We start from the raw sequence: 24,783 nt of genomic DNA on the forward strand, positions 1-24,783 counted from the left end.
ACGCGCGTGCCCAGCGTAGGCGTCGTACGGTCCGTACGGAACCCTGGTGCACACAAAGTGACCGTTCGGACGACATGAGGCGGGCCACAGTTGCCGACTCGGCGTCGGATCGGCTGGTCCGACCCACTAAAGTTCACTGCATGGCCTCGCACTTTGACGTTGTTGTCCTCGGCGCCGGTCCCGGCGGGTACGTCGCGGCGATCCGCGCCGCCCAGCTCGGGCTCAAGACCGCCATCATCGAGAAGAAGTACTGGGGCGGTGTCTGCCTGAACGTGGGCTGTATCCCCTCCAAGGCGCTGCTGCGGAACGCCGAGCTGTCGCACATCTTCCGGACGGAGGCGAAGACCTTCGGCATCAGCGGCGAGGTGACCTTCGACTTCCCGACCGCGGTGCAGCGCAGCCGCAAGGTCGCGGACGGCCGGGTCAAGGGCGTGCACTTCCTGATGAAGAAGAACAACATCACCGAGTTCGACGGCTGGGGCTCGTTCACCGACGCCAACACCCTGGACGTGACGCTGAACGACGGCTCCTCGGAGACCGTCACGTTCGGCTCCTGCATCGTGGCGACCGGCGCGACCACCAAGCTGCTGCCGGGCACCCAGCTGAGCGACCGCGTGGTGACCTACGAGGAGCAGATCCTCACCGAGGAGCTGCCGGGCTCGATCGTGATCGCCGGCGCCGGCGCGATCGGCGTCGAGTTCGCGTACGTGCTGGCGAACTACGGCGTCAAGGTGACGATCGTCGAGTTCCTGGACCGGATCGTGCCGCTGGAGGACCCGGAGGTCTCCAAGGAGCTGGCCCGGGCGTACAAGAAGCTCGGCATCGACCTGCTGACCTCGACCCGGGTCGACTCGATCGACGACTCCGGCGAGCAGGTCAAGGTCACGGTCACCGGCAAGGACGGCAACCAGCAGACGATCGAGGCCGACAAGGTCCTGCAGGCGATCGGCTTCCAGCCGCGCGTCGACGGCTACGGCCTGGACAAGATCGGCGTCCAGCTCACCGAGCGCGGCGCGATCGGCATCGACGGCTTCTGCCGGACCAACGTGCCGAACATCTTCGCGATCGGCGACGTCACCGCGAAGCTGATGCTCGCGCACGCCGCCGAGGCGATGGGCGTGATCGCGGCCGAGACGATCGCGGGTCACGAGACCATGGAGCTCGACTACGCGATGATCCCGCGGGCGACGTTCTGCCAGCCGCAGATCGCCAGCTTCGGGTACACCGAGGAAGAGGCGCGGAAGCTCGGCCACGAGGTCAAGGTCGCCAAGTTCCCGTTCACCGCGAACGGCAAGGCCCACGGCCTCGGTGACGCCAGCGGCTTCGTGAAGGTGATCAGCGACACCAAGTACGGCGAACTGCTCGGCGCGCACCTGATCGGCCCCGAGGTCACCGAGCTGCTGCCGGAGCTGACCCTGGCGCAGAAGTGGGACCTGACCACCAAGGAACTGGCCCGCAACGTGCACGCCCACCCGACGCTGAGCGAGGCCCTCCAGGAGGCCTTCCACGGCCTCGAAGGGCACATGATCAACTTCTGAGCTGGTCAACGGCTGCTCGTGCCTGGTCGGCGCGAGCAGCCGTTTTCTTGTGTCAGGCGACGGCGGTTGCCTCGAGTTCGATCAGTTGGCCGGGGATCGCGAGGCGGGTGACGCCGAGCATGGTGGTGACGGGCGCGACGCCGGCGGCAGCCAGGCGGGACGCCAGAACGCCGTAGTGCGGGAACAGCTGGTCGACGTCTGTCGTGTAGACGTTCAGGCGGACGAGGTTCGCGAGCGTCATGCCGGCTTCGGTGAGCACGGCCTCCAGGTTGTCGAGGCTGAGCGCGAGTTGCGCGGGCAGGTCGCCGTCGTGCTCGGGTTTGCCGTCGGCGTTCGTCGCGGTCTGGCCGGAGCAGTACAGGGTTCGGGTCTGGCCGGACACCAGTTCGCCCTGGTTGAAGCCCAGCTCCAGGGACCACGGGACCGGGTTGATGGCGGTTCGTTCGATCGTCATGCAGGCGAGCTTTCCGGCAAATCACGACATCCTCCGTCAGGTAATCTTCCGGGGTGCGTGCGGACCGGTTGGTCTCGCTGGTCCTGCTGTTGCGTCAGCGGGGCCGGCTGACGGCGGACGTGCTCGCCCGCGAGCTGGAGGTGTCGACGCGGACTGTGCTGCGCGACATCGAGGCGCTGTCCGCGGCGGGTGTCCCGGTGTACGCCGAACGCGGCCGTCACGGCGGATTCGCGTTGCTGCCCGGGTTCCGCACCGAGCTCACGGGGCTGAATCACGACGAGGCGCTCGCCCTGCTGACGGCTGCTGGTTCCGGGCAGGTTTTCGGTCTGAGCCAGGCGCTCGCCTCGGCCACCCGCAAGGTCGTCGACGCGCTGCCCGAAAGCCATCGCACCACCGCGAGCGAGGCGGCCCAGCGGATCCTCGTCGACCCGGAGACCGACCTGCTGTCGCGCCCGCTGGTCATCAAGGAGGTGCCGGACGCGACGATGCTCGCGGTGCGGCGCGCGGTCCTGGCCGGCCACCGGCTCCGGATCCACTACGCGGCGACCGGTCAGGACCCGCAGTGGCGGACGGTCGACCCGATCGGCCTGGTCACTGTGCGGGACAAGGGCTACCTTCTGGCTCGGCGGTCCGGGGAGGACCGCACGTACCGCCTGTCCCGGCTGCTCGCCGCCGAGGAACTCCCCGAACCGGCAGAGCGCCCGAGCAAGGTCGATCTGGACCGCGTCTGGCGCGACCGCCGCGCGCAGTTCCTGGTCGACGGACACATCACTGTTGGCGCCAGAGTCCACCCGTCGCGTCGTGAGGACCTGCTGAACGCCGCGGTTGCGGTCCGAGCCGAGGAGGCCGACCCAGACGGCTGGCTGCGCCTCGAGGTCACCTTTCAGGACTCCTGGCACGCCGAATGGGCTTTCTGGCAGCTCGGCGCCGCCGCCGAAGCCCTGGCCCCACAGTCCGTGCGCACCGCCCTGCACCGCCGGGCGACCACCATGGCCGACCTCTACAGCGGACAGTCGTCAGAGAACCCGGGACAGGCCGGGGATCCGGGTGATGAGTAGCCAGGCCAGCCCGAAGCACAGAATGACGCCTCCCGTCGCGACAGCCAGGGCCTTGAGTTCAGCCGGCAGCGGTACGGGGCGCAGAGCGATGGCAAGCATGACCAGCACGAACTGCTGCAGGACGAACGCTCCGAAGCAGGCCCGGATGACCGCCGGCCGGATCCACGGGACCGGTCGCGCGAGGCGTCGCTGCGCCAGGCCGAGCATCCAGATCGGGCCGAAGACCACCAGTGGACTCTCGATCACGGGGAACATCACTGCCGACCAGTCCCAGCCGCCGGCCCACGCCTCCTCGCCGATCCCGCTCTCGCTGACCCCGACGAGCACGAAGCCGCCGAAAGCCGCCAGGGCGACAAGCGTCACGACGCCGCTGATCCGCCGCAGCCGGTCGGGGACCGCGGTGAGCCAGTCGGCGCGCGACGCCACGATGCCGACGGCGAAGATCGCTATGCACGCCGGCCACTGGTAGAAGTTCAGGTCGAGATACCTGTTCTCGCTGTTGAACGGGAACACCAGGCGGACCAGGAAGGTGGTCACGGCAACGATCACGGACACCAGGGCGAGCTGCCGCGCGGTGATCTCGTGGACGGTGGAGCGGGTGGCGACGTGACGCCGTACGACGGTCCAGGCGGTGTAGGCGAGCGTGAAGAGGAGCAGGTCGCCGACGAACCAGAGCGTGCCGGTGTCGAGGGTCTGCTCGGCGCCGAAGTACGACGACCAGTACGAGCCGGTGTCGGTGCCGATCCAGTACTCGAGCACGTACATCGTCAGCGGCAGCAGCACCAGCACGTAGGCGGCGAAGACGACGCCGAGGCGGAGCAGGCGGTCGCGGACGTACGGGCCGGGGTGCTTGCGGGCCAGCGATGGGGGTGTCATCAGCCCGGCGACGAGGAACAGCACCGGGATCAGCAGCATCGCGAACGGCCCGCCGACCGCGAGGACGATCGCCTGGGTGATGGGGGACAGCGTCGTCTCGCGCTGGTCCGCGTACGCCCACCAGTCCAGCTCGCCGTATCCGCTGACGGCGTGGCCGATGATGATCGCGGCGATCAGGATCACCTTGAGGTTGTCGACGTACCGCAGGCGCGCGCCCGCCCAGCGCGTGACCTCCGCGTCGTGGCTGCCGGTCACGCGGCTGCTCGCCGTGCCGCGCACCTTCCTCACACCCTGAGCGTCTGGCGAGACCTGCCCGGCCACCAGTGCCGAACGTCCGCCGTACAGCCGGTCGACCTGCTCTGATCGCGGCTACCGTTCGGTGATGTCGCCGAGGACGGGTTTGACGTCGACGATCGGGGTGCCGTCGAGGGCTTCGAGGTTGCGCACCTGCAGGCGGAGCTCCTCGCGGACCAGCACAGTGACGCGGTGCAGGCCGAGCGGGTTGGGCCGGTCGGGCGAGCGCGTGCTGAAGACGCCGGTCGACGGACGGGAGGTGTCGCCGCGCGGGTGCACCTTCTGTACGTCGCGGTCGGCGCGGTCGAACCAGGTGATCAGGATGAGCTCGTCGCCGACCCCCACATCTGCCAGCGCATCTCGAACCGACGCGTCGAACACCACCCACGCATCAGGCGCCCCCTCGTCACCCTGCCGCGGCGCATCCTCCCGAGCCCGCAAGCTCGACTCCACCTGTGCGATCGGACGGAGCAGCATCTCGCCGGTCACCTCGGGTACCTGTAGACGGTCTGAAGAGGTTCGCCGGGGGTGTGGATGTGGAAGGCGAGGCCGGGGTGGGCGGTGGGGTCCACGACCGAGTCGGTGTGGGGTTCGAACGGCAGGGGAACGCTGGAGCGGATGCCAGGAGCGCCGAGGACGGGGTGGCCGGCGAAGGTAGTGACGATGGCGTTGTGGACGTGGCCCGTGAGGATCGCGGTGACGGGCTTGCCGGTGAGAACCTCGGCGAGGGCGCCGGACTCCATGAGCTTCCACTGGTCCATGACCGCATGGTGCAGCTCGAGCGGCGGGTGATGCATCGCGACGAAGAGCGGCCCGTCGAACGATTCCCGCAGTACGCCGTCCAGCCACGCGAGTGAGTCCGCGGAAAGCAGACCGTGGTCCGCGCCCGGGACGCTGCTGTCGACGAGGACGAAACGGGCGCCACCGATGTCGCGCACCTGATGAACCGGATGCCCTCCGCCGGCCGACGACACGAATGCGCCGAGTCCGGCCCGCAGCGGCGCGCTGACGTCGTGGTTGCCGGGCAGCACCAGCACCGGCACTTCGAAGTCCAGCTCACCGGCGAGTTCGGCGTACTCGGCCTCCAGCCCGTGATCGGCCAGGTCTCCGGTCACCAGCACGACGTCCACCGACGAGGACCGGATGTACGACGTCACCCGGCGCAGTCGCGACCGAGGCTCCTCGGAGCCGTCGAGATGCGGGTCACTGAGGTGCGCGATCACAAACATGGCAGCACATTAGCGGCAGAACCCCGGCGCGCGGTTCTGCCGCGGTCGGGACGCCGGTGGCCGGTGGTGAACGGGTCCTTACGCTGCGATGACGTGCCGGGTGGCGACTTGGCCGGTCAAGGCCGGTCTGGGAGATTGGGGCGCATGGCTGAACAGGTTGATGTCGTGGTGGTGGGGCTCGGGGTCGGCGGCGAGGAGACGGCCGGGCGGCTGGCGCAGGCGGGGCTGCGGGTGGTGGGCATCGAGTCCCGGCTCGTCGGCGGTGAGTGCCCGTACTACGGCTGCATCCCGAGCAAGATGATGATCCGGGCCGCGAACCTGATCGCCGAGACCCGGCGCGTCGACGGCATGGCCGGTACGTCGAGCGTGACGCCGGACTGGACGCCGGTGGCGAAGCGGATCCGTGAGGAGGCGACCGACACCTGGAACGACCAGGTCGCCGTCGACCGCCTGGTGAACAAGGGCGCGACCGTGATCAAGGACGTCGCCACGATCACCGGCCCGACCACGGTCGGCGCCGGCGGCACGGAGTACGAGGCGTCCCGCGGCATCGTGATCGCGACCGGAACGGTGCCGTCCGTCCCGCCGATCGAGGGCCTCGCCGGCACGCCGTACTGGACGAACCGCGAGGCGATCGAGGTCGAGACGCTGCCGGAGTCGATGGTCGTCCTGGGCGGCGGCGCGATCGGCATGGAGCTCACCCAGGTGTTCGCCCGGTTCGGCGTCCGGATGACGGTCGTCGAGGGCGCGCCCGAGGTGCTGTCGATGGAGGAGCCGGAGTCGGGTGTGCTGGCCCGCGAGGCGCTGGAGCGCGACGGCGTGACGTTCCTGCTCGGCGCGCAGGCCCAACAGGTCGCGTACGCCGACGGCACGTTCACCGTGACGCTAGCGGACGGCAGGACGGCGTCGGGCGAGAAGTTGCTGGTGGCAACCGGCCGGCGGGTGGCGACCGCGGGGCTCGGGCTGGACAAGCTCGGCCTGGACCCGACGGCCCGCCGGATCGAGGTCGACGAGCACGTCCGCGCGGGCGACAAGGTCTGGGCGATCGGCGACGTCACCGGTGTCGGCGTCTTCACCCACAACGCGATGTACCAGGCCGACATCGCGGTCCGCGACATCCTGCGGGAGGAGAACGCGCCGACCGCGAGCTACCACGCGATGCCGCGGGTGACCTTCACCGACCCGGAGATCGGCGCGGTCGGGATGACCGAGAAGCAGGCCCGCGACGCAGGGCTGAACGTGCGCACCGGGTCGACGCCGATCCCGGCCTCGACCCGCGGCTGGATCCACAAGGCCGGCAACGAGGGCTTCATCAAGGTCGTCATGGACGCGGACCGGGGCGTGCTGGTCGGCGCGACGAGCGCGGGCCCGACGGGCGGCGAGGTGCTGAGCGCGCTCGCGGTCGCGGTGCACGCCGCCGTACCGGTGAGCACGCTGCGTCAGATGATCCTTGCGTACCCGACGTTCCACCGTGCGATCGGGGAAGCTCTCAAGTTCTAGTTGCGAATCGGTCGCAACTGGATCAAGAATGTCGGAGTGCATGTACCTGACGGGTTCTTCGACGCGCCAACGTCCGTCGCCACCGGCCTGATCGCTGCCGGGGCGGTCGGTTTCAGCCTGCAGCGCGCGAACCGCGAGCTCCGGGAGACCGGTCCGGCGCTGGCCGGGCTGACCGCTGCGTTCGTGTTCGCGGTGCAGATGGTGAACTTTCCGGTCGGCGCCGGCACCAGCGGTCACTTGCTCGGGGGAGCGCTGGCCGCCGCGCTGGTCGGGCCGTGGACCGCCGTACTGGTGATGTCCACGGTCCTGCTCGTCCAGGGGCTGTTGTTCGCGGACGGCGGGCTGACCGCGTTGGGTACGAACATCACGTTGATGGGGCTGATCACGGTCCTGATCGGGTACTTCCTGACGAAGGCGCTGCTGAAGGTGATGCCGCGCCGGGCCGGCAGCGTCGTACCCGCGGCGACCGTCGGCGCATTGGTGTCGGTGCCCGTCGCGGCGCTGGCGTTCACCGGGCTGTACGCGATCGGCGGTGCGGTCGACATCCCGCTCGGCAAACTCGCGACCGCGATGGTCGGGTGGCACATCCTGGTCGGGATCGGCGAGGCGGTGATCACCGCCGCCGTGCTGAGCGCCGTCGTCGCGACCCGGCCGGACCTGGTGTACGCCGCCCGGCACCTGCGGCAGGACCTGGTCCTGGTCGATGCCGACGGCAACACGTCGACCGTCTCCCCGGACCGCCCGATCGCGGCGAGGCCCGCGGGCCGGTCGCTCGGCGTCGGCATCGCGGTGACGCTGGTGGTCGCCGGCGGTCTGAGTCTGTTCGCGAGCGCGCACCCGGACGGCCTGGAGTTCGTCGGGGCGAAGCTCGGGTTCGACAACGCGGCCAAGAACTCGGCAGCCGCGAGCAGCCCGCTGGCCGATTACGGCGTGCACGGGATCGGCAACGCCCAGGTCTCCGGGGCGCTGGCCGGCATCATCGGCGTGCTGGTGACGATCGTCGTCGGCCTGGCGATCGCGAAACTGGCGTCGCTGCGAGCGAACAAGGCCTCATGAGCGGAGACGGCCTGCTCGTCGCGGTGGACAGCCCGGTCCACCGTATCCCCGCGCAGGTGAAGCTGGTCGCGCTGTTCGTCTTCGTGCTCGCGGTCGTCTCCACGCCGGCGGCGATCTTCTGGGCTTTCGGCCTGTACGCCGCGATGCTCGTGGCGGCCGTGGTGGTGGCGAAGCTGCCGGTCCCGGTCGTGTCTCGGCGGCTCGCGGTGGAGACACCGTTCATCGTGTTCGCGTTGCTGCTGCCGTTCGTCGCCACCGGCCCGCGGATCGACGTCCTCGGGCTGCACCTGTCGCAGTCGGGTGTGCTCGGCGCCTGGAACGTGCTCGCGAAGGGCACGCTCGGGGTGATCGCGGCGATCCTGCTGTCGGCGACGACAGCGCCGCGCGACCTGCTCGCCGGGCTCGAGCGCCTGCGACTGCCGGCGACGCTGGTGGCGATCCTGTCGTTCATGGTCCGCTACCTGAGCGTCGTGTCCGACGATCTGCACCGGATGCGGGTCGCCCGGGAATCCCGCGGTTACACGGGCGGCCGCGCCGGGCACCTGAAGGCGGTCGCCGGGGGAGTGGGCGCCCTGTTCGTCCGGAGCTTCGAGCGCGGCGAGCGCGTCCATCTGGCGATGCGGTCGCGCGGCTACACCGGACGGATGCCGCTGCTGAGCGTCGAAGGCGCGACCAGGAGCCAGTGGCTCGAGGGGCTGACGATCTCCCTGGCAGCAGTGGCGATCGCGGTCGCGGCTAGGGTGGTGGCCTTGTGAGCGGTCCAGCGATCCAGGTCGAGCAGCTGGTCTTCGCCTATCCCGACGGGCGGCAGGCGCTGTTCGGCGTCGACTTCACCGTGGAGCCTGGCGAGCGGGTCGCGCTGCTCGGCCCGAACGGCGCCGGCAAGACCACGCTCGTGCTGCATCTCAACGGCATCCTCGGGTCGGTCGCCGGCGGCACCGGCAGCGGCCGCATCCGGATCGGCGGCACCGGCGTCCATCGCGAGCACCTGACTGCGATCCGGCGCAAGGTCGGTCTGGTCTTCCAGGACCCGGACGACCAGTTGTTCATGCCGACGGTCCGCGACGACGTCGCCTTCGGCCCGGCGAATCTGGGTCTGCGCGGTTCCGAGCTCGACGATCGCGTCCAGGAAGCCCTGGTCCAGGTCGGCATGCAAGACCACGCCGACCTTGCTCCGCACCACCTGTCGTTCGGTCAGCGTCGGCGGGTCGCGGTTGCGACGGTGCTCGCGATGCGTCCCGAAGTACTGGTGCTGGACGAGCCGTCGAGCAACCTCGATCCGGCGGCCCGGCGCGAGCTCGCCGACATCCTCGCCGGGCTCGACGTCACCTTGCTGATGATCACCCACGACCTCCCGTACGCGCTCCAGCTGTGCGAGCGAAGCCTGCTGATGGACGGCGGCCGGATCGTCGCGGACGGCAAGACCCGCGACCTGCTCGGCGACGCCGGCCTGCTGGCCGCGCACCGCCTCGAGCTGCCGTACGGTTTCAACCCCCTCTCCGTCCCCGGTCCGGAGCGTTCATGAAGATCACCGCGGTCACCGTCGAGGTCACGTCCGAGCCGAAGGCGCATCCGGTCCGCGACGCGATCCAGCTGCTCGACCGCGACGGTCTCACCCGGGTCCGGATCGACACCGACGAGGGCGTCAGCGGCGTGAGTACGACGTACTTCGGTCGCGTCGAGAGCTCACCGGCCGTGCTCGCCAAGATCGTCACCGACCAGCTGGCGCCGGCGATCATCGGAGCGGACCCGACCGTGATCCGGGGCATCCGGCAGACGCTGCAGACCCTGACCGACTACCAGGGCACAGCGGGCCTCTCGTCGTACGGGATCTCGGCGATCGACCAGGCGTTGTGGGACCTGCTCGGCAAGTCGCTCGACGTCCCGGTGTGGAAGTTGCTCGGCGCGCAGCGGACCGCGATCCCGGCGTACGCGATGGTCGGCTAGCTCGAGCTCGACGAAGCCGGTCTGGAGCGGGTATCCGCACAGGCGATGGAGCAGGGGTTCCAGGGCGTGAAGATGAAGGTGGGCGGCGGCCCGCTGACCGAGGACGTGCAGCGGATCACCGCGGTCCGGAACGTGATCGGCCCGGACGCGCCGCTGATGGTCGACGCGAACCAGGCCTTCGGGTACGCCGAGGCGCTGCGGCGCGGCCGGGTGTACGAGGAGCTGGACTGCCGGTGGTTCGAGGAGCCGCTGCCGGCCGGGGACACCGACGGTCATGTCCGGCTGGCCGAGAAGCTCGACATCCCGATCGCGACGGGTGAGAACCGCTACGGGCAAGCCGCGTTCAGGGACCTGATCGCGCGCGGCGGCGTCGGCGTCGTACAGCCCGATCTGCGGCGGGCCGGCGGGCTGACGGACTGTCTCGAGATCGGGTTGCTGGCGGCCGGCTTCGGAGTGCCGTACGCGTCGCACGGCGGCGGGGCGCACATCCATGTTCTGGCGGCGCTGCCGAACACGATCTATATGGAGAGCGGGCTGCTGCCTCCAGAGGTGCAGCTGGTCGACGGGTGCTACCCGCTGCCGGCCGGAGCGGGCCTGTCGAGCTGGTGACGGTCACCGGGAATCCACGGTGAATTTGTTACCAAGCCCTTGTGTGTTACTCGCGGGTCAGTAACAGTGACGTTGAGTACTACTGTCGCCACTTCCCGCTCATGCAAAGGCGGTCCGCCCCCATGAAGTCAGTCGTCAGTCTGCTGTCCGCCGCGGCCCTCGGCGCGGCGATGCTCCTCAGCCCGGGTGTCGCGCACGCCGCGGCGCCGAACTACGTCGCGCTCGGCGACTCGTACGCCTCCGGTGTCGGGACCCGCACCTACATCGAGAGCAGCGGCTCCTGTCAGCGCTCGACGAAGGCGTACGCCTACATCGACGCCGGCCGGCTCGGCGCGAACCTGACATTCGTCGCCTGCTCCGGCGCCAAGGTCGCCAACGTCACCTCGAGCCAATTGCCGTCGGTCACCAGCTCGACCGACATCGTCTCAGTCCAGGTCGGCGGCAACGATGCCGGGTTCTCGTCGGTGATCACCGAATGCGCGAAACCCTCCTGGCTCGGTGACTGCAACAGCGCCGTGGCGAACGCGCAGTCGATCATCAACAACACCCTGCCCGGCCGGCTGAACACGCTGTACTCGTCGATCCGGAGCCGGGCGTCGGCGGCCAAGGTCGTCGTGGTCGGGTATCCGCGGCTGTTCAACGGCACCGACTGCAACGCCGGAACCTGGTTCAGCCCCGACGAGATGACCAAGCTGAACGCGACCGCCGACCTGCTGAACTCGCGGATCTCGTCGGCGGCCGGCGCGGCCGGTTTCACGTTCGTGAACCCGACCTCGAAGTTCATCGGCCACTCGGTGTGCGGCAGTCCGGAGTGGATCAACGGCCTGTCGAACCCGGTCAGCGAGTCCTACCACCCGAACGTCACCGGCCAGGCGGCCTACGCCGACCTCGTCCAGCCCGCCCTCTGACCAGCTCCGACGTTTCCCTGGCTGACCAGGCAAATGCGGGGTTCTTCACCCTGATCCAGGGTGAAGAACCCCGCATTTCGCGGGTGAGCCAGGCAAATTGCCCTTCGAGATGCGGACACGGCCGGTTCGTGGTGTCATGCTGGGGTGGTGCGGAGGTCTGTGGACTGGCTACTGGCGGCCAGGATGCAGGCCAACTGCCTTGCGCGTCCGGTGAACGAGGCCGGCCCCGGAGGGGTGGCCGACGTCGTGCGCCGGACGGGGGGACTCCAGGCCCAGACCTGGCGGGGAGCGACGTACGCCGTCCGCGCCCGTTCGACGGCCACCACGCTCGCCGATGTGGTCCACGCTCAGGAGACCGAGCGCTCCGTGCTGCGCAGCTGGTTCATGCGCGGCACCATCCAGCTCGTGGCGACCGAGGACGCCGGCCCGTTGCTCGGTCTGCTCGGCCCGAAACTGATCAAGGACACCGAACGCCGGTTCGGCGAGCTCGGGCTGCCGGAGCGCGTCCGCGCGGAGGCGGCCGACGTACTGGAGGAGTGGCTGCTCGCCCACGGACCGAGCAACCGCGCCGAACTGGCCGACGTACTGCTGCGGGCCGGGCTGATCGCGGAGCCGAAAGGGCAGGCGGTGTATGCCCTGATCCGCTACACCGGCCTGCTCGGGCGGCTCTGCTACGGACCTGGCGAGACCTGGGTCGCGGTCCGTGACTGGCTCGGCAAACCGCTGGTCCTCGAAGGTGATCCCGAGGACCTCGCCCGCCGGTACCTGACCGCGTACGGCCCAGCCACGGCACGCGACTTCGCGACCTGGTCGGGTCTGTCGGTGCCGCTCGCCCGTCGAGCCGTCGAGGCGGTAGCCACGACCTCTTTCGAGGTCGGGACCACCCAGCTCAAAGGCCTCGACGACCTGCCCGGCTGTCAGGACGTGCGGCTGCTGGGAGAGTTCGACGCGTATCTTCTCGGCTACCAGGACCGCCATGTCGACCTGCCGAAGTCCATCTTCCCGGGCGGCGGCATGCTCCGCCCGGCCGTGCTGAAGGCCGGCCGGCCGATCGGCACCTGGGAGCACGCCACGCTCCGGACAGACCTCTTCGAACCGGCCGACCTGACGCACGAACTCGCGGACGTCGCCCGGTTCTCAGGCACCTGACACGTACCTGCGCAGGTGTTCGGCGGTCGTCGTCGGGCTGCTCTCGACCAGGTCCGCGGGCGTGCCGGTGAAGACCACCCGGCCGCCGTCGTGTCCGGCGCCGGGGCCGATGTCGATCAGCCAGTCGGCGTGCGCCATCACCGCCTGGTGGTGCTCGATGACGATGACCGTGTTGCCCTGGTCCACCAGGGTGTCGAGCATCCCCAGCAGCTTGTCCACGTCCGCGAGATGCAGCCCGGTCGTCGGCTCGTCGAGGATGTAGATCGACCCCGTCTTGGCTGTATTGGAGACGTTTCCCACCCCACCGCCCCAGTCGTTGATCGCCAGCTTCAGCCGCTGACGTTCGCCGCCGGACAGTGTCGTCAGCGGCTGCCCGAGCCCGATGTACCCGAGCCCGACCGTGGCGAGCCGGTCCAGGATCGTCCGCGCCGTACCGCTCGTGAAGAACTCCCGCGCCTCGGCGACCGTCATCCGCAGGACTTCGCTGATGTTCTTCCCGCGCAAGCGGTACTCGAGCACCTCGGCGGTGAACCGGGCGCCGTTGCAGTCCTCGCACACCGACGCGACCTCGGCCATCATCGCGAGATCGGTGTACACCAGCCCGATGCCTTTGCAGGTCGGGCAGGCGCCGACGGAGTTCGCGCTGAACAGCCCGGGCTTCACCTTGTTCGCCTTGGCGAAGGCCGAGCGGATGGGATCCAGCAGCCCCGTGTACGTCGCCGGATTGCTCCGCTTCGACCCGCGGATCGGTTCCTGCCCGGCGATGATCACACCGTCCCGCCCGGCCAGCGAGCCGTGGACGAGCGAGCTCTTCCCGGATCCCGCGACACCGGTCACCACGGTGAGGACGCCGAGCGGGATATCCACACTCACATCGCGGAGATTGTGCAGTGTCGCGTGCGCGATCGAGAGCTTTCCGGTCGGCTGTCGTACGTCGTCGCGCACGTTCACCCGATGGTCGAGATACTGTCCGGTCAGCGTGCCGGACGCGGTCAGGCCGGTCACGTCACCGGCGTAGCAGAGCCGCCCGCCGGCCAGGCCCGCGCCCGGGCCGAGGTCGACGACGTGGTCGGCGATCCGGATCGTCTCCGGTTTGTGCTCGACGACCAGCACCGTGTTGCCCTTGTCCCGCAACTGCAGCAGCAGGTCGTTCATCTGCTGGATGTCGTGCGGATGCAGGCCGACCGTCGGCTCGTCGAAGACGTACGTGACGTCGCTCAGGCTCGACCCGAGATGCCGCACCAGCTTCACCCGCTGCGCCTCGCCGCCCGACAGCGTGGACGACTCGCGGTTCAGGCTCAGGTACCCCAGGCCGATCGTCACGAAGGACTCGAGCAACTCCCGCAGCCCCTCCAGCATCGGGCCGACTCCGGAATGCTTGATGCCGGCAACGAAATCGGCGAGATCGCTGATCTGCATCGCCGAGCACTCGCCGATCGTCCGCCCGTCGACGGTCACGCTCCGGGCCGCCGCGTTCAGCCGGACGCCGCCGCACTCGCCGCACGTCTCCTGCCGGATCGCGCGTTCGGCGAACGCCCGCGCGTGGCTCTGCATCGACTGCGGGTCCTTGCTGAGATACTGCCGTTTCAGCTTGGTGACGAGCCCCTCGAAGGTCAGATTGCTCTTCCCGACGCGGATCTTCATCGGCTCCTGGTAGAGGAACTGGTGCCACGCCTCGGGCGGGTAGTCCTTGAGCGGCAGGTCCGGGTCGAACAGACCCGACTGCGCCATCAGTTGCCAGTGCCAACTGTCGACCGAGAAGCCGGGCGCCCTGATCGGGCCCTGGTTGAGGCTCTTCTCGCGGTCGACCAGTTCGTCGAGGGTGAACTCGGTGGTCCGGCCGAGCCCTTCACAGACCGGGCACATGCCTTCGGCCCGGTTGAAGCTGAACACCGACGGGGGACCGGCGTACGGCGTCACGGCGCGGCTGAAGAGCACGCGCAGCATCGTGTGGGCGTCGGTCGCTGTACCGACGGTGGAGCGGGCGTTGGCGCCGATCCGTTCCTGGTCGACGATGATCGCCGCGGACAGGTTCCGCAGCGCGTCCACGTCCGGCCGGCCGAGGCTCGGCATGAAGTTCTGCACGAACGCGGTGTAGGTCTCGTTGATCAGCCGCTGGGACTCGGCGGCGATGGTGTCGAAGACGAGTGAGGACTTGCCGGAACCGGAGACCCCGGTGAAGACGGTGAGCCGGCGTTTGGGGATGTCGAGCGAGACGCCGCTGAGGTTGTTCTCGCGGGCGCCGCGCACCTGGATGACGTCATGACTGTCAGCAGGAAGCATCCTTCAATGGTCTCATTGAACCGCCTGTACGAACTTGGAGCCGATCCCTCCGCGGGAGCCTTGGAGAAAGTCTCAACGTCGCAGCGAAGGTTGGCGGGCCACCCGGGCGACCTCGTCGAGGAGTTCCTGGAGCTGGGCCGCGAGCCGGGCGCGGGCGGTGGGGGACAGGGACGCGACCAGTTCGGACTCCCGCGTGAGGACCTGGTCGACGGTCCGCTCGATCAGGTCGTGGCCGGCTGCGGTGAGGGTGACGACGACGGCACGACTCCCGTCGTCCGCGGTCCGCCGGGTGACCAGGCCGGCGTCCTCGGCGCGCGCGACCCGCTGTGAGATCGCCCCGGCGGTGACGAGCGTCCGGCGGGCCAGCTCACGCGTGCTCAGCTCGTACGGCGTGCCGGCGCGCCGCAGCACGCTGAGCAGATCGAGCGTCGCCGGGTCCACACCGGCGTCCGCCAGCACGCGGCGGCGGTCGTCGGCGAACAGCTTGGCCAGCCGCCACAGCGGGGTGACGATCTCGATCGAGTCGGTCGGCGTACCGGGACGCTCGCGCTGCCAGGCACGTGCGATCTCGGCGGCGGGATACGCGCTGGGCGCGTCGAGAGGGTAGTTGTCGGCCACGAGACCCATGCTACGTTTAGGTCTAAACATTTAGAGCTAAACGTGAGGATTGTGTGATGAGGACGATCGTGGTGACCGGGGGAGCGACCGGGATCGGGCGGGCGACCGCGGAGCGGTTCCGGGCCGACGGCGACGACGTGGTGATCACCGGCCGGCGGGCCGACGTACTCGAGAAGACCGCCACGGATCTCGGCGCGCGGGCCGTGGTGTGCGACGCGACCGATCCGGCCCAGGTGCAGCGGCTGCTGGACGAACTGCCCGAGCGGGTCGACGTCCTGGTCAACAACGCCGGCGGCAACACCGTCTTCGGCGGCGCCGACGGCGATCTCGCCCGGCTGAAGGCCGACTGGCTCGGCAACCTGGAGGCGAACCTGATCAGCGCAGTGCTCACGACGGCCGCGCTCGGGCCGCGACTGACCACCGCTGCCGTCCACCTGGGCTCGATCGCGGGTGCGCGCGGCGCGGGTTCGTACGGCGCCTCGAAGGCGGCACTGGCGATCTGGAACGCCGACGTCGCGGCCGAGCTCGGGCCGCGGGGGGTCACCTCGAACGTCGTCGCGCCGGGTTTCACCGCCGGGACCGAGTTCTTCAAGGGCCGGCTGACCGGCGAGCGTCGCGAGACGTTGCTGCAGGCAACGTTGACCAAGCGCGAGGGCGAGGTCGCCGACATCGCCGGCACCATCCACTTCCTCGCCTCACCCGCCGCCCGCCACATCACCGCCCAGGTGTTGCACGTCAACGGCGGCGCGTACATCACCCGCTAACCCGCTCCCTGCGTGTCTCACCAGCACAGACAGCGCCGACCGCAACAAGAGCGGATATCCGGTCTTGTTGCGGGTTCTCCGCTGTCGTACCAGCGGAGAACCCCCAAGAGCAGTGGATATCCGCTCTTGTGTCGGGAGGGATGGACGAGGGGTGCAGAGCGGTGCGGAGTGACAACGTGCGCCAGATGTGACAATGGGCGACATGCGTCCCACCGTCAAAGATGTCGCCAAGCTCGCCGGGGTGTCGCCGAAGACGGTGTCGAACGTGATCAACGGCGTCGTCTTCGTGCGCCCCGAGACCCGGGCGCGGGTGGAGAGTGCGCTGGCCGAGCTCGACTACGTGCCGAACATGAGCGCCCGCGGCCTGCGCAACGGCCGCTCCGGCATGATCGCGCTGGCACTGCCCGACCTGCTCCGGCCGTACTCGGCGGAGATCGTCCACCTGGTCGTCGAGCTCGCCCACGAGCGCGGCTGGGGCGTGCAGATCGAGCAGACCGCGGCCGAGCCGAACCGTGAGTTCGAGCTGCTGTCGAAGGCCCGCGCGTACCTCGTGGACGGCCTGATCCTGAACCCGGTGAACCTCGACGACAGCGCGGTGACGTCCGCCGGTCCGCTGCCGCCGCTGGTCCTGATCGGCGACGTCGACCAGGACGTCGTCAGCCAGGTCGCGATCGACAACATCGCGGCCGCGCGGGACATGACGAACCACCTGCTGGCGCAGGGATGCCGGCGGATCGTCGCCGTCGGTACGCCGGAGATCCCGCGCGGCTCGAGCGGCGCCGGCATGCTGGGCGGATCGGCCCAGTCGCCGGGGACGGCGGCTTCGCGGCTGCGGACCACGGGTTATCGCGAGGCGCTCGAGCAGGCCGGCGTACCGCTCGATCCGGGGCTCGAGATCAGCCTCGACCGCTGGCGGCCCGAGGGCGCCGCGACCGTGGTGGGGAAGTACCTGACCGAGCACGAGTTGCCCGACGCGTTCTTCTGCTTCACCGACACTTTGGCGTCGGGGACCCTGGCGGCGCTGTGGAGCGCGGGCATCGACGTACCGAGGCAGACGCTCGTCGCCGGGTTCGACAACATCCTCGACAGCCAGTTCATGATCCCGCCGCTGACCACGATCGACTTCGACCGGCGGGCGTTCGTCGCCGCGGCCCTCGACCTGCTCGCCGAACGGATGGCGGACAAGACCGCACCGCCACGCAGGGTGATGATCCCGCACCGCATTGTCGAGCGCGCCAGTACCGCACGATAACGGATACATTTCCACAAAATCGCACATCGGAGTCTTGTGCCGGCCATTCTAACGATGTAATCATCGGTCCCGCCCCCGAAGGAGACCGAATGACTGCAGATTTCTCCCGGCGCAGCCTGCTGAAGACAGCGGCCGCGCTGGCCGGTGGCGGGTTGCTCGTCGGCTGCGCGCCCGGCGCGTCCCGCTCGACGGCCAACCTGAACTACTGGCACCTCTTGACCGGTGGTGACGGCACGGTGATGGCAGGTCTGGTGGCTGCCGTCAACGCCGCGAACCTCGGCTTTCACACCACCCAGACCGTGCTGGCCTGGGGACCGCCGTACTACACGAAACTCGCGATGGCCTCCGCCGGCGGCCGCGCTCCGGACGTAGCGATCATGCACGCGTCCCGGATCGCGGGTTACGCGCCGGGCGGCCTGCTCGAGCCGTGGGACCTGGACCTGCTCGCCGAGGCCGGCCTGCGCGAGAGCGACTTCCCGGCCCGCGTCTGGGAGAAGTGCCAGTACGACGGGAAGCTGTACGCGATCGCGCTCGACACCCACCCGTTCGTGCTCTACTACAACACCGAGCACGCCGAGAAGGCCGGTGTCACCGAGGCTCTGCACACGCTGAAGAGCCCGGAGGAGTTCACCGAGGTCGCGACCAAGCTGCAGCAGGTCACCGGCAAGCACGGCCTGTCGTACGGCTACCTCGGTGACGGCGCCCAGATGTGGCGGCTCTGGTACACGCTCTACAAGCAGACCGGCGCCGACATGACGCTGGTGCCCGGTCAGCCGGCCAAGGTGGACAAGGACGCCGCGGTCAAGACGCTCAGCTTCGTGCAGTCGTTGCTCAACGACACGATCGCCTCGCGCAGCGGCGACGGCGGCACGGCGACCAGCGAGTTCCTGCACGGCGAGAGCGGCATGTTCTTCGGCGGCGTCTGGGAGCTCCCGGTGCTGAAGGAGGCCAAGCTGCCCGTCGACGCGGTGCCGATCCCGACGATGTTCGGGACCCAGGCCGCGTACGCCGACTCGCACACGTTCGTGCTGCCGCGGCAGTCGAAGGTGTCGCCGGAACGCCGCAAGCACGTGTACACGATGGTGGCCGAACTGCTGAAGCGGTCGGTGAAGTGGGCCGGCGGCGGCCACATCCCGGCGTACCAGCCGGTCGCGACGAGCGCGGAGTACCAGGCGCTGAAGCCGCAGTCGAACTACGCGGGGATCCCGGGCTACGTGAACTACGACCCGGACGTGTGGTTCAGCGGTGCGGGCAGCGACTTCCAGAACTACTTCGCCGAGAACGTGCAGAACGTGTTCCTCGGCAGTGGTGACCCGGCGGCCGGGTTCGACGGTTTCGTCGCCCGGCTGAACAAGCTGCTCGACCGTCCGCAGCCGGTGTGAGAGGAGAGGCACAGATGTCTACTGTCATCGACACTCCGACTGCTGCGGCGGAAGAGGTCACAGCGCAGGGCAGGGCGCGGGCGAAGCGGGGCGAGACCTTCGCCGGCTGGGCCTTCGCGGCGCCGTTCGCCGTACTGTTCGGGCTCTTTCTCGTCGTACCGGCGCTGTACGGCCTGTACCTGAGCTTCACCGGCGAGACGCTGACCGGTGCGGGCAGCGGACTGGTCGGCTTCTCGAACTACGCCGACGCGTTGCGCGACCCGGACCTGTGGAAGTCGCTCGGGAACACGCTGTGGTTCACGGTGCTGAGCACGGCCCCGCTCATCGTCTTGTCACTCGCGCTCGCACTGCTCGTGAACCTCGGTCTGCCGGGGCGTTGGTTGTGGCGGCTGTCGTTCTTCCTGCCGTACCTGCTGGCATCGACCGTCGTGGTGATGTTCTGGAGCTGGATGTACAACCCGAAGCTCGGGCTGATCAACGCCGTGCTGGACAAGTTCGGCGCCGGACCCGTGGCGTGGCTGCAGGATCCGAAGGTGGCGATGATCTCGGTCGTGATCACCACGCTGTGGTGGACGATCGGGTTCAACTTCCTGCTCTACCTGGCGGCGCTGCAGAACATCCCGGAGCAGCAGTTCGAGGCCGCGGCGCTCGACGGCGCGGGCAAGTGGCGGCAGCTCTTCTCGATCGTGATCCCGCAACTTGCGCCGACCACGGCACTGCTGGTGACGTTGCAGATCCTCGCGTCGCTGAAGGTGTTCGACCAGATCTACATGCTGACCAACGGCGGTCCGGCCGGGACGACGCGGTCGATCGTGCAGTACATCTACGAGTCCGGCTTCACCGGCTACCGGTTCGGTTACTCGTCGGCCATCTCGTACCTGTTCTTCGCGCTCATCGTCCTGGTGTCGCTGGCGCAGTACAAGCTGATCAACCGCAGGAGCGCGTCGTGAGCACCTACACCTTGAGTCGTGGGATCAAACAAACGCACAAGCCGGGCGAAAATCCCTGGAGCGTGTCCAGAATGGCCGCGCTGCTGGTGCTTGCGGTGCTGGCCGTAACCTGGCTGGTCCCGTTCGGCTGGGCCGTGCTCACGTCGCTGAAGAGCGAGGCGGACGCCGGTGCGTCGCAGATCACGCTGAACCCGCCGGACGGGTTCAGCTTCGAGGCCTACCGCAAGGTGCTGTCGGCCGGCGACATCCCGTCCTGGGCGTGGAACAGCCTGATCACGTCGGTGGCGATCACGCTCATCACGGTCGCGACGTCGGCGCTGGCCGGCTACGCGTTCTCGCGGGTGAACTTCAAGGGCAAGCGATTGTTGTACGCCGCGATCATCGCAGCGATCATCATTCCGCCGCAGCTGCTGATCGTGCCGTTGTTCCGGCAGATGCTGGCGTTCAACCTGGTCGACACCTACTGGGGCATCATCCTGCCGCAGGCCTTCGCGCCCGCGATGGTGCTGATCCTCAAGCGCTTCTTCGACCAGATCCCGGTGGAACTGGAGGATGCGGCCCGGGTTGACGGCGCGGGCAGGCTGCGGGTGTTCTGGTCCGTCGTGCTGCCGTTGTCGCGGCCGATCCTCGCGGCGGTGGCGATCTTCGTATTCATCGGTGCCTGGAACAACTTCCTCTGGCCGTTCATCGTGACCACGGACGCGGACCTGATGACGCTGCCCGTCGGCCTGCAAACCGTCAAGAGCGCCTACGGCTTGCAGTACGCGCAGAACATGGCGTCCGCGATCCTGGCCGCGCTGCCGCTGGTCGTGGTGTTCCTGTTCTTCCAGCGACAGATCATCAAGGGCATCGCGACCACCGGCTTCGGTGGTCAGTAGAGCTTTCCTGGACAGGAATTCCGGCACTCGGGATTCCGGTCACGATCCCTTGAAAACGTCGTCACTCTCAGCGAGGGTTGCCTGATCACTTCCGCGTCGTTTCCGGGTGCGGGGAGGACGGGGGAGTGTGCGGTCGTGTGACGTGAACACGGCCGTATCCGCCGTCACTCGGGGTCAGTACACGATGAGAAGGGGGAAGTGTGTCAGCGATGACAAGGCTCGCCGAGCAGCGCCGTGATGTGAGGAGTCACGGCGACGCAGGTCTCGGACGGGCCGCGGTCCAACCAGCGGTGTGTACCGGCATCCACGAGGTGACCTCGTCGATCCCGTCGGTGCGGCCGCGACGCGTGGCGATGCTCAGGCTGAGCAACGGAATGACGACCACGCTGCGACTCGGCGACGGTGCGCAGGCGCCGGCGCCCGGCGCGACCGTACTCGTCCAGGGTGGCCGGGGCATGGGCGATCAGCCTGCCTCAGGTGGGGTCATCCTCGCGCCGAGGTGACCCGTCGGACGTGAACGGTCAGAGTCAGTGACTCGCCGGTCTCAGGTGTCAACGCCCAGCTGAGGCCGGCAAGTCCCTGGACGGTCAGCTCTCCGCCGGATCGGTGAACTCCCGGATCTCGATGGGGGAGTAGGGCGCCTCCGGCAGCCGCCCGGCGATCTCGGTCGCGCGCTCCAGGCTGCAGTCCACGACGTAGTAGCCGGCCAGCACTTCCTTGGCCTCGGTGAACGGCCCGTCCGTCACCGTCGGTACGCCGTCCCGGACCCGGACCACCCGCGAGTTCGCGGTGGTCAGCGGCCGGTCGTCGATGTGCTCACCGCACGCCTTCAGTTCGTCGATGAGCTTGCCGTGCTGTTGCATCACCTGGTCGATGCCCACGGCCTGCAACGTGTCCCAGGTCTGTTCGTTCCCGTAGATCAGCAACATGTATTTCATCTGCTTGCCTCCATTCACCCGGGTACGTCGGAGCCCCGGACATCATCTCGACATCCGGGGCCCACGGTAGCGACTACCAGGTCGCACCGGCAGGAGCCCGCACGGTGGTGTTCAGGCGGTTGAAGAGGTTGGTGAGGCCGATCATCAGGATGATCGCCGACAGTTCCTTCTCGTCGAAGTGGTCGGCGGCCGCGTTCCAGATCTCGTCGGTGACCGCGGTCGGGTTGTCGGCCAGCCGGGTCGCGGCCTCGGCCATCTCGAGCGCGGCCCGCTCGGCGTCGGTGAACAGGTCGGAGTCGCGCCACGCGGCGACCTGGTGCAGCCGCTCGTCGGTCTCGCCGTTCTTCAGCGCCGACTTGACGCCGCCGAACACGCAGGGCGAGCAGCCGTTGATCTGGCTGGCCCGCAGGTGCACGAGTTCGAGCGTCTTGCCGTCGGCGCCGGACTGCCCGATCGCCTTGTAGATGTTCTGGATGCCCTTGGTGGCGTCGGGCAGGACCATTGCGGGGTTGGTCATCCGTGCGTGCATGATCGCTTCTCCATCAGTTGGTTGCTTTCACTCCCTTGACGGATGCTGCGCGGCGGATGTGACAGCGAACCGCAGATCTCTTTCCAGCCGGGTCTCCACCGGTACGGCGGGATCGGAGTACTGACCTGTCAGGCAGATCGGTCCGCTGTAGCGGAGCTGGCGGAGCGTCGCGAACACGGCCGCCCAGTCGGACAGCCCGTCCTCGGCCTCGACGAAGTTCGTCTTCCAGGCCCCGTCGGTGCGGACGTAGCGGACGTTCTTCAGGTTCACGATCCCGAGCCGATCCGCACCGAGTTCGAGGGTGACCGCGGGATGGTCGCCGGCGAGCGCGTCGTGCGCCGCGTCCCATACCAGCTTGAACCGTTCGGGCAGCCCGTCGAGCAACTGCAGCACGCCCAGGGTCGACGACACGTACCGTCCGTGGTGCGGTTGCACACCGACCTGTACGTCGTACCGCTCGGTCAGGGCGACGGCCTGCTCGAGCAGTGCGCGGTTGCGGCGTACGGAGGCGGCGTACCCGTCGGGGCCGAGGTCGGCCATGATCCGGATCATCGGCACGCCGGCCTCCGCGCAGGCGGCGAACACCGGCTCGGACAGGTCGCTCGCGACGCTGATCGGTTCGATGCCCTCGGCCCGTAACTGGGCGGTGAACTTCGGCAGCTCCGCCTCGGCGCTCGCCGGCGTGACGTACGCGGCGTCCCGGACCGGAACCTCGGCGCCGGCGAACCCGAGGCTGGAGACCAGCCGGCCGAGGTCGTCACCGGGCAGCCCGATCCAGGGCTTTGTGAAGACGGACCACAGGTACGACATCAACGGCCTCCCAGGCCACTCATGGTGATTCCACGGACGAACCAGCGTTGGGTGAGGAAGAACAGAACGATCAGGGGGATGGTGGTGACGGTGGCGGCCATCAGCAGCAGGTTCCACTGGGTCCCGTTGGTGTCCTGGAACACCTGCAGGCCGACCGACGCGGTCCGGGTGGCGTCGCTGTTGGAGATCACCAACGGCCAGAGAAGGTTGTTCCACTGCCCGATGAACTTGAACACCGCCAGGGTCGCGATCGCCGGCACCGCGAGCGGCACGATCACACGCACGAACGCCTGCCACCGGTTCGCGCCGTCCAGCCGGGCGGCCTCCTCGTAGTCGCGCGGGATGCCGAGGAAGAACTGCCGGAGCAGGAACACCCCGATCGCGGTGAACGCGTGCGGCAGGATCATGCCCGGCCAGGTGTCGATGCCGTGCAGCTTCGCGACCAGCACGAACTGCGGGATCAGCGTCACCTGCGACGGGATCATCAGCGTCGCGAGATAGATGCCGAACAGCCAGCTGCGGCCGGGGAAGTCGAGGCGTGCGAACGCGTACGCCGCGAGCGCCGCAGTGACCGTTTCGAGCAGCGTCGTACCGGCGGCGAAGTAGATGGTGTTCAGCAGGTACTTGCCGAGCGGGACCAGGTCGAACGCGCGAGTCAGGTTCTCCGGGTGCCAGCTGCTCGGCCAGAACGACGGCTTCGCGGCCATCGACTCGCCGTCGGACTGGAACGCGACGAGCACCATCATCACGACCGGGATCAGCGTGACGCCGGTGATCAGGAAGCAGGTGAAGACGACCAACTTACGCCGGATCTCAGTTGTCATAGTGCACCAGCCTCTGCTGGAACAGGAACTGGCCCGCGGTGATGATCACGATGAACGCGAACAGGACGAGCGACTGCGCCGCGGCGTAGCCCTGGTCGTAGTTCTCGAAGCCGGTCCGGTAGATGTACATGACGAGGGTGGTGGTGCGGGTGCCCGGGCCGCCGTTCGTCATGATCAGCGCCTGGTCGAAGACCTGGAACGAGCCGATGACGGACGTGACGACGACGAAGAACAGGGCGGGGGAGAGCATCGGCAGCGTGATGTGCCGCAAGCTCTTCCACGGCGACGTACCGTCGACACGGCCCGCCTCGTAGAGCTGTTGCGGGATCGCCTGCAGGCCGGCCAGGAACACGACCATGCCGAAGCCGAAGCTCTTCCAGACGCTCATCAGGATCAGCGCCGGCATCGCCCAGGTGTCGGAGATCAGCCACGCAGGGCCGTTGATGCCGAACCATCCGAGCACGGCGTTCACCAGGCCGTCGTGCGGGATGTAGAGCCAGATCCAGACGAACGCGACCGCTACCGTGATCGTTGCGTACGGCAAGAGCAGGAGGCTCCGGAAGACGGCGATCCGCTGCAGGCCCTGGTTCAGCAGGAGTGCGAGCAGCAGGCTGACGAGGATGGTCAGCGGGACGCTGACCAGGGTGAAGTACGCCGTACTGCCGAGAGCGGACCAGAACGTCGGGTCGGGTCCGAGCCGGGCGAAGTTGTGCAGGCCGGCCCAGGTCGGTGCGCTGAACAGGTTCCAGTTCAGCAGCGAGATGACGCCGGCGGCGACGACCGGTCCGGCGGTGAAGATCAGGAAGCCGATCAGGCTGGGCAGGATGAACAGCCAGGCAGTGAGCGCTTCCCTGCTGCGCCATCGTGGCGTGGGTGCCTGCCGGGCCGGTGTCGGAGTGGCGGTGACAGGTGCGGTGTCTGCCGTGGAGATGGCCAT

The 24,783-nt window shown here is 68.6% G+C and carries 27 protein-coding genes; 16 read left to right on the forward strand and 11 right to left on the reverse strand.

What is annotated here, in order from left to right:
• Positions 1-140 precede the first annotated feature (140 nt).
• Positions 141-1,538 carry a dihydrolipoyl dehydrogenase gene (gene lpdA, locus AB0I12_RS11650; protein WP_359928019.1) on the forward strand — a complete coding sequence of 466 codons (1,398 nt, stop codon included), beginning with the start codon at positions 141-143 and terminating at the stop codon, positions 1,536-1,538.
• A 52-nt stretch (positions 1,539-1,590) separates the two neighbouring features.
• Here lpdA and AB0I12_RS11655 read toward each other — a convergent pair whose 3' ends face one another.
• Complete coding sequence (locus tag AB0I12_RS11655; RefSeq protein WP_359929749.1) at positions 1,591-1,986, reverse strand: RidA family protein; 396 nt, start codon at positions 1,984-1,986, stop codon at positions 1,591-1,593.
• Positions 1,987-2,045: 59 nt separating this feature from the next.
• Here AB0I12_RS11655 and AB0I12_RS11660 point away from each other — a divergent pair, with 59 nt between their 5' ends.
• The gene (locus AB0I12_RS11660) at positions 2,046-3,050 is read left to right on the forward strand and encodes a WYL domain-containing protein (protein ID WP_359928022.1); all 1,005 of its coding nucleotides are present in this window, start codon (positions 2,046-2,048) and stop codon (positions 3,048-3,050) included.
• On the opposite strand, the gene AB0I12_RS11665 is transcribed toward AB0I12_RS11660, so the two are convergent.
• The 3 genes from AB0I12_RS11665 to AB0I12_RS11675 all read right to left on the reverse strand — a co-directional run bounded on the left by AB0I12_RS11665 (position 3,009) and on the right by AB0I12_RS11675 (position 5,449).
• Positions 3,009-4,214 (reverse strand): acyltransferase, encoded by a 1,206-nt coding sequence (locus AB0I12_RS11665; RefSeq protein ID WP_359928025.1) that lies wholly within the window; start codon positions 4,212-4,214, stop codon positions 3,009-3,011. The two genes, AB0I12_RS11660 and AB0I12_RS11665, sit on opposite strands and share 42 nt — an antisense overlap.
• 81 nt (positions 4,215-4,295) lie before the next feature.
• Complete coding sequence (gene tsaA, locus AB0I12_RS11670) at positions 4,296-4,709, reverse strand: tRNA (N6-threonylcarbamoyladenosine(37)-N6)-methyltransferase TrmO (RefSeq protein WP_359928028.1); 414 nt, start codon at positions 4,707-4,709, stop codon at positions 4,296-4,298.
• A complete protein-coding gene (locus AB0I12_RS11675; RefSeq protein ID WP_359928030.1) occupies positions 4,706-5,449 on the reverse strand; it encodes a metallophosphoesterase in 744 nt (247 codons plus the stop codon). Before AB0I12_RS11675 ends, tsaA begins: the two co-directional genes overlap by 4 nt.
• 144 nt (positions 5,450-5,593) lie before the next feature.
• Between AB0I12_RS11675 and AB0I12_RS11680 the strand changes: the two genes are divergently transcribed.
• From AB0I12_RS11680 to AB0I12_RS11715, 8 genes are all read left to right on the forward strand, one after another.
• A complete protein-coding gene (locus AB0I12_RS11680; RefSeq protein WP_359928033.1) occupies positions 5,594-6,949 on the forward strand; it encodes an NAD(P)/FAD-dependent oxidoreductase in 1,356 nt (451 codons plus the stop codon).
• 36 nt (positions 6,950-6,985) lie between these two features.
• Positions 6,986-8,005 carry an energy-coupling factor ABC transporter permease gene (locus AB0I12_RS11685; RefSeq protein ID WP_359928036.1) on the forward strand — a complete coding sequence of 340 codons (1,020 nt, stop codon included), beginning with the start codon at positions 6,986-6,988 and terminating at the stop codon, positions 8,003-8,005.
• Positions 8,002-8,760, forward strand: coding sequence for a cobalt ECF transporter T component CbiQ (cbiQ, locus tag AB0I12_RS11690; RefSeq protein ID WP_359928038.1), 759 nt, complete (start codon positions 8,002-8,004; stop codon positions 8,758-8,760). Before AB0I12_RS11685 ends, cbiQ begins: the two co-directional genes overlap by 4 nt.
• The gene (locus tag AB0I12_RS11695) at positions 8,757-9,530 is read left to right on the forward strand and encodes an ABC transporter ATP-binding protein (protein ID WP_359928041.1); all 774 of its coding nucleotides are present in this window, start codon (positions 8,757-8,759) and stop codon (positions 9,528-9,530) included. Before cbiQ ends, AB0I12_RS11695 begins: the two co-directional genes overlap by 4 nt.
• Positions 9,527-9,952: a hypothetical protein gene (locus tag AB0I12_RS11700; protein WP_359928043.1), complete on the forward strand. Its 426-nt coding sequence runs from the start codon at positions 9,527-9,529 to the stop codon at positions 9,950-9,952. Before AB0I12_RS11695 ends, AB0I12_RS11700 begins: the two co-directional genes overlap by 4 nt.
• A 45-nt stretch (positions 9,953-9,997) precedes the next feature.
• Positions 9,998-10,561, forward strand: a complete 564-nt coding sequence (locus tag AB0I12_RS11705) for a mandelate racemase/muconate lactonizing enzyme family protein (RefSeq protein WP_359928044.1) — start codon at positions 9,998-10,000, stop codon at positions 10,559-10,561.
• A gap of 122 nt (positions 10,562-10,683) precedes the next feature.
• Positions 10,684-11,469 carry an SGNH/GDSL hydrolase family protein gene (locus tag AB0I12_RS11710; protein WP_359928047.1) on the forward strand — a complete coding sequence of 262 codons (786 nt, stop codon included), beginning with the start codon at positions 10,684-10,686 and terminating at the stop codon, positions 11,467-11,469.
• 147 nt (positions 11,470-11,616) lie between these two features.
• Complete coding sequence (locus AB0I12_RS11715; RefSeq protein ID WP_359928049.1) at positions 11,617-12,618, forward strand: winged helix DNA-binding domain-containing protein; 1,002 nt, start codon at positions 11,617-11,619, stop codon at positions 12,616-12,618.
• On the opposite strand, the gene AB0I12_RS11720 is transcribed toward AB0I12_RS11715, so the two are convergent.
• Together AB0I12_RS11720 and AB0I12_RS11725 are read right to left on the reverse strand one after the other, a co-directional pair.
• Complete coding sequence (locus AB0I12_RS11720; protein WP_359928051.1) at positions 12,607-14,901, reverse strand: excinuclease ABC subunit UvrA; 2,295 nt, start codon at positions 14,899-14,901, stop codon at positions 12,607-12,609. The two genes, AB0I12_RS11715 and AB0I12_RS11720, sit on opposite strands and share 12 nt — an antisense overlap.
• Before the next feature lie 72 nt (positions 14,902-14,973).
• Positions 14,974-15,528, reverse strand: coding sequence for a MarR family transcriptional regulator (locus AB0I12_RS11725; RefSeq protein ID WP_359928054.1), 555 nt, complete (start codon positions 15,526-15,528; stop codon positions 14,974-14,976).
• Between the two features lie 47 nt (positions 15,529-15,575).
• Here AB0I12_RS11725 and AB0I12_RS11730 point away from each other — a divergent pair, with 47 nt between their 5' ends.
• From AB0I12_RS11730 to AB0I12_RS11755, 6 genes are all read left to right on the forward strand, one after another.
• Positions 15,576-16,283 carry an SDR family oxidoreductase gene (locus AB0I12_RS11730; protein ID WP_359928056.1) on the forward strand — a complete coding sequence of 236 codons (708 nt, stop codon included), beginning with the start codon at positions 15,576-15,578 and terminating at the stop codon, positions 16,281-16,283.
• A 202-nt stretch (positions 16,284-16,485) separates the two neighbouring features.
• Positions 16,486-17,535, forward strand: coding sequence for a LacI family DNA-binding transcriptional regulator (locus AB0I12_RS11735; protein ID WP_359928059.1), 1,050 nt, complete (start codon positions 16,486-16,488; stop codon positions 17,533-17,535).
• A gap of 89 nt (positions 17,536-17,624) precedes the next feature.
• Positions 17,625-18,917 carry an extracellular solute-binding protein gene (locus AB0I12_RS11740; protein WP_359928062.1) on the forward strand — a complete coding sequence of 431 codons (1,293 nt, stop codon included), beginning with the start codon at positions 17,625-17,627 and terminating at the stop codon, positions 18,915-18,917.
• A gap of 14 nt (positions 18,918-18,931) precedes the next feature.
• Positions 18,932-19,867: a sugar ABC transporter permease gene (locus AB0I12_RS11745; RefSeq protein WP_359928065.1), complete on the forward strand. Its 936-nt coding sequence runs from the start codon at positions 18,932-18,934 to the stop codon at positions 19,865-19,867.
• A gap of 71 nt (positions 19,868-19,938) precedes the next feature.
• Positions 19,939-20,745, forward strand: coding sequence for a carbohydrate ABC transporter permease (locus AB0I12_RS11750; RefSeq protein ID WP_359928067.1), 807 nt, complete (start codon positions 19,939-19,941; stop codon positions 20,743-20,745).
• A 209-nt stretch (positions 20,746-20,954) separates the two neighbouring features.
• Complete coding sequence (locus AB0I12_RS11755; RefSeq protein ID WP_359928070.1) at positions 20,955-21,248, forward strand: hypothetical protein; 294 nt, start codon at positions 20,955-20,957, stop codon at positions 21,246-21,248.
• Between the two features lie 84 nt (positions 21,249-21,332).
• On the opposite strand, the gene AB0I12_RS11760 is transcribed toward AB0I12_RS11755, so the two are convergent.
• From AB0I12_RS11760 to AB0I12_RS11780, 5 genes are all read right to left on the reverse strand, one after another.
• Positions 21,333-21,683 (reverse strand): YciI family protein, encoded by a 351-nt coding sequence (locus AB0I12_RS11760; protein WP_359928073.1) that lies wholly within the window; start codon positions 21,681-21,683, stop codon positions 21,333-21,335.
• A gap of 73 nt (positions 21,684-21,756) precedes the next feature.
• Positions 21,757-22,212 carry a carboxymuconolactone decarboxylase family protein gene (locus AB0I12_RS11765; RefSeq protein ID WP_359928076.1) on the reverse strand — a complete coding sequence of 152 codons (456 nt, stop codon included), beginning with the start codon at positions 22,210-22,212 and terminating at the stop codon, positions 21,757-21,759.
• A gap of 27 nt (positions 22,213-22,239) precedes the next feature.
• Entirely contained in the window at positions 22,240-23,022 is a 783-nt protein-coding gene (locus AB0I12_RS11770) for a sugar phosphate isomerase/epimerase family protein (RefSeq protein ID WP_359928079.1), read from the reverse strand.
• Complete coding sequence (locus AB0I12_RS11775; RefSeq protein ID WP_359928082.1) at positions 23,022-23,846, reverse strand: carbohydrate ABC transporter permease; 825 nt, start codon at positions 23,844-23,846, stop codon at positions 23,022-23,024. Before AB0I12_RS11775 ends, AB0I12_RS11770 begins: the two co-directional genes overlap by 1 nt.
• Entirely contained in the window at positions 23,836-24,783 is a 948-nt protein-coding gene (locus AB0I12_RS11780; RefSeq protein ID WP_359928085.1) for a sugar ABC transporter permease, read from the reverse strand. The genes AB0I12_RS11775 and AB0I12_RS11780 overlap by 11 nt, the downstream gene beginning before the upstream one ends.

This window comes from Kribbella sp. NPDC050459 (assembly GCF_040655315.1).
Classification (GTDB): domain Bacteria; phylum Actinomycetota; class Actinomycetes; order Propionibacteriales; family Kribbellaceae; genus Kribbella.